This is a genomic window from Streptomyces sp. UW30 (assembly GCF_008042075.1).
In the GTDB taxonomy this organism is placed as follows: Bacteria; Actinomycetota; Actinomycetes; order Streptomycetales; family Streptomycetaceae; genus Streptomyces.
This window is the reverse complement of record NZ_RDBN01000005.1, coordinates 146014-151093: the sequence shown is the minus strand read 5'-3', so window position 1 is coordinate 151093 and position 5080 is coordinate 146014. Positions and strand designations below refer to the sequence as shown.

Here is a 5080-nt window from a genome sequence, read left to right as displayed (position 1 = left end):
GTCCCCCCACTTGTTACCGCTCCCCCGCGGTCCCCCCGAACCTTCAGGCGACTAGCTCCCCGAAGGCGTCCTCCTCGTCACGGCCGAAGCTGAGGACCTCGTCCTCGCGCAGCCGGCGGAGCGACCGCCAGATGCTGGACTTCACCGTGCCGACACTGATGTCGAGGATCTCCGCGATCTCCGGGTCGGTGCGGCCCTCGTAGTAACGAAGGACCAGCATCGTCCGCTGGAGTTCGGGCAGCCGGGCCAGCGCCTGCCACAGGACCGCGCGCAGCTCCGTGCCGCGCATCGCGTCCGTGTCGCCGGGCGTCTCCGGCAGCTCCTCGGTCGGGTACTCGTTCAGCTTGCGGCGGCGCCACGCGCTGATGTGCAGGTTGGTCATCGTCCGCCGCAGGTAGCCCCCGACGGCGGCCTTGTCACTGATCCGGTCCCAGGCCCGGTAGGTCGAGAACAGCGCGCTCTGCAGCAGGTCCTCGGCCTCGAAGCGGTCACCGGTCAGGTGGTAGGCGGTTGCGTACAGGGAGGCGCGGCGCTCCTGGACGTAGGCGGTGAACTCCGCCTCCGACAGCGAGCGGCGCTGCTCCCCCGAGTTCTCCCTGTACGCGGCACCCCCGTGCGTTTCCCCCGTGAAACCGTCAACCACCGTCATGTACGCGGTGTGCTGACGCCCGGTGCCGCGAGCGCACCCCCGCCCGCTCACGGCACCGGACTTCTCGGAACCCCGGCCCCCGTTCACGTCGTGCAGACGCGTGATCACTGCGCTGGTGCTGGTGCCGTGCAGCGTATTCATCTCGCGCCCCCCGTCGTGGACTTCCGGTGTTCTGCTTGGTGCGGCTTGCTGTGTTGCGTCCTGCTGTCTTGCCTACGCCGAGAAGCTTGCCCGGGCACCTTCATGGCCGTGTCCGCCGACTGTCACAGACCTGTCACAGGGGCCGGTGCCAGGACCGGCACAGCGCGAGCACAGCCAACAGCGCTACGCACACGTATCCCTACTGCTCGTACAGGTGTCGAAACACCACCCCCACATGGGCCAGAATGAGCCCCGTGCCTTCCCTGTTGCTGATCGAGGACGACGACGCCATCCGTACGGCCCTGGAGCTCTCACTGACCCGCCAGGGACACCGTGTGGCCACCGCTGCCACCGGCGAGGACGGTCTGAAACTGCTGCGTGAACAGCGGCCGGACCTGATCGTGCTGGACGTGATGCTGCCCGGCATCGACGGCTTCGAGGTGTGCCGTCGTATCCGGCGCACCGACCAGCTGCCGATCATCCTGCTGACCGCGCGCAACGACGACATCGACATCGTGGTCGGACTGGAGTCCGGCGCGGACGACTACATCGTCAAACCCGTGCAGGGGCGGGTCCTCGACGCCCGTATCCGGGCCGTGCTGCGGCGCGGGGAGCGGGAGTCCAACGACGCGGCGGTCTACGGCAGCCTCGTCATCGACCGCGCCGCGATGACCGTGACGAAGAACGGCGAGGACCTCCAGCTCACCCCGACCGAGCTGCGCCTGCTGCTGGAACTGAGCCGCCGGCCGGGCCAGGCCCTGTCCCGCCAGCAGCTCCTGCGCCTGGTCTGGGAGCACGACTACCTGGGCGACTCCCGGCTCGTGGACGCCTGCGTCCAGCGCCTGCGCGCCAAGGTCGAGGACGTCCCGTCGTCCCCCACGCTCATCCGTACCGTCCGTGGTGTCGGCTACCGCCTGGACGCGCCTCAGTGACGGACACGCAAGGGGGTTTCCGCGGCTGGGCCGCGGCTCGCAAGGGAGTGTGGTCGAGGCTGCGTTTCACCAGCCTGCGCCTGCGCCTGGTGGTCGTCTTCGGCCTCGTGGCGCTCACGGCCGCGGTATCGGCCTCCGGCATCGCCTACTGGCTCAACCGCGAGGCGGTCCTGACCCGGACGCAGGACGCGGTGCTGCGCGACTTCGAGCAGGAGATGCAGAACCGCGCGGGCCTGCTGCCCGAGGCGCCGACGCAGGACGAACTCCAGCACACCGCGGGCCAGATGGCCAACAGCAGCCAGCGCTTCTCCGTCCTGCTGGTCGCCCAGGACGCGGAGGGCAGTCCCGCCTACGGCAGCTCCGGCGGCCTGGACGGCTTCACGCTCGCGGACGTGCCCAAGTCCCTGCGCACCGCGGTGAACGAGAAGCAGCAGGTCAACTCCACCAACAAGGCCGAGTACCACCTGTACTGGCAGCGCATCGTGGAGGACGACACCCCGTATCTGATAGCCGGCACGAAGGTCAACGGCGGCGGCCCGACCGGCTACATGCTGAAGTCCCTGGAGCAGGAGGCCAAGGACCTCAACTCCCTCGCCTGGTCGCTCGGCATCGCCACGGGCCTCGCCCTGATCGGCTCCGCGCTGCTCGCGCAGGCAGCCGCCACGACCGTACTGAAGCCGGTGCAGCGCCTCGGCGTCGCCGCCGGCCGCCTCGGCGAGGGCAAGCTGGACACCCGCCTGCGGGTCTCCGGCACGGACGAACTGGCCGACCTGTCCCGGACGTTCAACAACGCCGCCGCGGCGCTGGAGAAGCGGGTGGCCGACATGGCCGCACGGGACGAGGCGTCCCGCCGCTTCGTGGCCGACATGTCCCACGAACTGCGCACACCGCTCACGGCGATCACGGCCGTGACAGAAGTGCTCGAAGAAGAGCTGGAGGCGGAGTCCGGCTCGATGGACCCCATGATCGAGCCCGCGGTCCGCCTGGTCGTCAGCGAGACGCGCCGCCTCAACGACCTCGTCGAGAACCTCATGGAGGTCACCCGCTTCGACGCGGGCACGGCCCGCCTGGTCCTCGACCACGTCGACATCGCCGACCAGATCACGGCCTGCATCGACGCCCGAGCCTGGCTGGACGCGGTCGACCTGGACGCCGAGCGCGGCATCATGGCCCGCCTCGACCCCCGCCGCCTGGACGTCATCCTGGCCAACCTCATCGGCAACGCCCTCAAGCACGGCGGCTCACCGGTGCGCGTGGCGGTCCGCGAAGAGGACGACTCACTCGTGATCGACGTAAGGGACCACGGCCCGGGCATCCCCGAGGACGTCCTCCCCCACGTCTTCGACCGCTTCTACAAGGCCAGCGCCTCGCGCCCCCGCTCCGAGGGCAGCGGCCTGGGCCTGTCCATCGCCCTGGAGAACGCCCACATCCACGGCGGCGAGATCACCGCCGCCAACTCCCCCGAGGGCGGCGCGATCTTCACCTTCCGTCTCCCCCGGGACACGTCGGAAGAACCGCCCCCCGACGCGGACGGCAACGAAACCGAGGGCAAGGACACGAAGAAGGGGGACGCATGATGAACACACGCCGCCTGCTCACCTGCTCCGCCCTGTCCGCCGCTCTCCTCACCGGCTGCGGCATACGCTCCACCGAGGTACCGACCGACTTCGGCCCCGCCCCCTCCCGCGTGCGCTGCTCACTCTCCGAACCGAACATCTCGACACAGGCCGAGCGGGGCCTCCCGGTCCAGGTGTTCCTGCTGTGCGGCTCACAACTGGTCGCCGTGGACAGGACGGTACGCGTACCGGACGGCACGGCGGACTCCGCACGCCGCGTCCTGGTGGCCCAGGGCCTGCTGGACGAGCTGGAGGCGACTCCGTCGCCCACCGAGAAGGAAGCCGGCTACACCACGGACGTCCGAGGCGCCATGGGAGTCACCGGCCCACGCCCCGCCGACCCCGACGAAACCCTGCGCCTGAGCACACCCCCCAACGACCTCACGTCGTACGCCCTGGCCCAGATCGTCTGCACGTTCTCGGACTCCTCGGCAACCGAGGGCGACGGCTCGGTCATCCTGGGCGGCCCCACCACCGAGCCCCCGAGCCGCTACGAGTGCACGGACGAGGTCCGCACCAGGCCGGGCAGCAACGAGCCCCCCTCGACCGAGGTCACGGACGACTGAAGACGCCGCACCCCCACGGCGCCGCACCCGCACGGCGCGGCACCCGCGCACGGCGGCAAGGGGCCGTGCCGGGGGGTGTCCGCCCGCAGCGGCGGGCGTCAAAAAACAGCACCTCTCTGAGGAACAGCAACCGCCCGACCGAGGACGGACACCCCCCGGCACGGCCCCGACCCACCACACACCCGCAGGCGCTACGCGAACCCCCACCAAACCGGCACATGCGCCGCAGGCATCAACACGCACCCCCACCCAACGGCACCCGTGTGGCAGACACCTCACACGGTTACCCCGCCCCCCGGAACCGATCCCGCCGGGGGGCGCGTCTACGGGGGCGTGCAGCGTCAAGGCCCCATCGGCGGCACCGCCGCGATCCGCATCCGCGCGACGGGAGGCATCCTCCTGGTCGCCCACCTCGCATTCGTCGCCTGGCTCACGCTGCGCCCCCTGGACGTCCCCTGGGTGACACCGGCCAACCTGCACCCCTTCGCCGGCATCAGAGCAGACCTCGCCCTCGGCTGGCAGGAGGCCGCCCGCCGCATCGCAGAGGGCCTCGCCCTCCTCGCCCCCCTCGGCGTACTGATCCCGACGGCACACGGCAGCCTCACCGCCTCCCCCCTCGGCTCCCTGGTCCGCACGGTCGCCGCCGGCGCCCTGATCTCCCTGGGCATAGAGCTGCTGCAAACCGGCGTCCCCGGCCAGGTCGTGGACATCGACTCACTGCTCCTGAACACCCTCGGCGTGGCCCTCGCCCACGCGGCGATCGTCCCGGCGGCCCGCATCCACCTCCGCCGCAGGTCCAAGCGCGCCCAACGAGCCACCAGACCCCAGGATGAGCCCACTCAGGGTCGTACCCCGACGATTCCCAGGGTCGGGATAGCTCCCTAGAGTGACGCTTTGCCCGGTTCGTCTTCGTAGCGTGGATGTCAGATGAGGCACCCACTCGAAAGGCCCCACAAAGGCAGGCCTTCGACCGACGCTCACGAAGGAGCCGCACCATGACCGCGCTCGCCCGACCCACCAACGGCCGCATGATCGGCGGAGTGTGCGCCGCGGCGTCCTTCGTCAGCTCGGCCGTGTCGACGATCCGCTCACAGGACATGTACGCGCTGTCGGCCGCCTCGCAGAACAGGTCGTCGAAGTACGGGTCCGGGCCCAGATACTGTCCGTTGCCCAGCC

The 5080-nt window shown here is 70.3% G+C and carries 5 protein-coding genes and 1 pseudogene; 4 read left to right on the top strand and 2 right to left on the bottom strand.

Annotated elements, in window-relative coordinates; translation table 11 throughout:
- Positions 1–43: 43 nt before the first annotated feature.
- Positions 44–790, bottom strand: a complete 747-nt coding sequence (locus EAO75_RS02295; protein WP_147993331.1) for a SigE family RNA polymerase sigma factor — start codon at positions 788–790, stop codon at positions 44–46.
- Positions 791–1044: 254 nt separating this feature from the next.
- Here EAO75_RS02295 and afsQ1 point away from each other — a divergent pair, with 254 nt between their 5' ends.
- The 4 genes from afsQ1 (at position 1045) to EAO75_RS02275 (ending at position 4789) form a co-directional block, all read left to right on the top strand.
- On the top strand, positions 1045–1722 hold the full coding sequence (gene afsQ1, locus EAO75_RS02290; protein ID WP_147993330.1) for a two-component system response regulator AfsQ1: 678 nt from the start codon (positions 1045–1047) through the stop codon (positions 1720–1722).
- Entirely contained in the window at positions 1719–3299 is a 1581-nt protein-coding gene (locus tag EAO75_RS02285) for a sensor histidine kinase (protein ID WP_147993329.1), read from the top strand. The genes afsQ1 and EAO75_RS02285 overlap by 4 nt, the downstream gene beginning before the upstream one ends.
- Complete coding sequence (locus EAO75_RS02280) at positions 3299–3904, top strand: hypothetical protein (RefSeq protein WP_147994237.1); 606 nt, start codon at positions 3299–3301, stop codon at positions 3902–3904. The genes EAO75_RS02285 and EAO75_RS02280 overlap by 1 nt, the downstream gene beginning before the upstream one ends.
- Positions 3905–4237: 333 nt before the next feature.
- Positions 4238–4789: a VanZ family protein gene (locus EAO75_RS02275; protein ID WP_147993328.1), complete on the top strand. Its 552-nt coding sequence runs from the start codon at positions 4238–4240 to the stop codon at positions 4787–4789.
- Positions 4790–4919: 130 nt separating this feature from the next.
- Here EAO75_RS02275 and EAO75_RS48175 read toward each other — a convergent pair.
- Positions 4920–5080, bottom strand: a pseudogene (locus EAO75_RS48175) (acyl CoA--acetate/3-ketoacid CoA transferase subunit alpha); the annotation flags it as partial.

What these genes read in the sequence shown, in the direction of transcription:
- EAO75_RS02295 (WP_147993331.1), bottom strand. Translation starts at nt 790, where the DNA reads ATGAATACGCTGCACGGCACCAGCACCAGCGCAGTGATCACGCGTCTG.
- EAO75_RS02280 (WP_147994237.1), top strand. Translation starts at nt 3,299, where the DNA reads ATGAACACACGCCGCCTGCTCACCTGCTCCGCCCTGTCCGCCGCTCTC.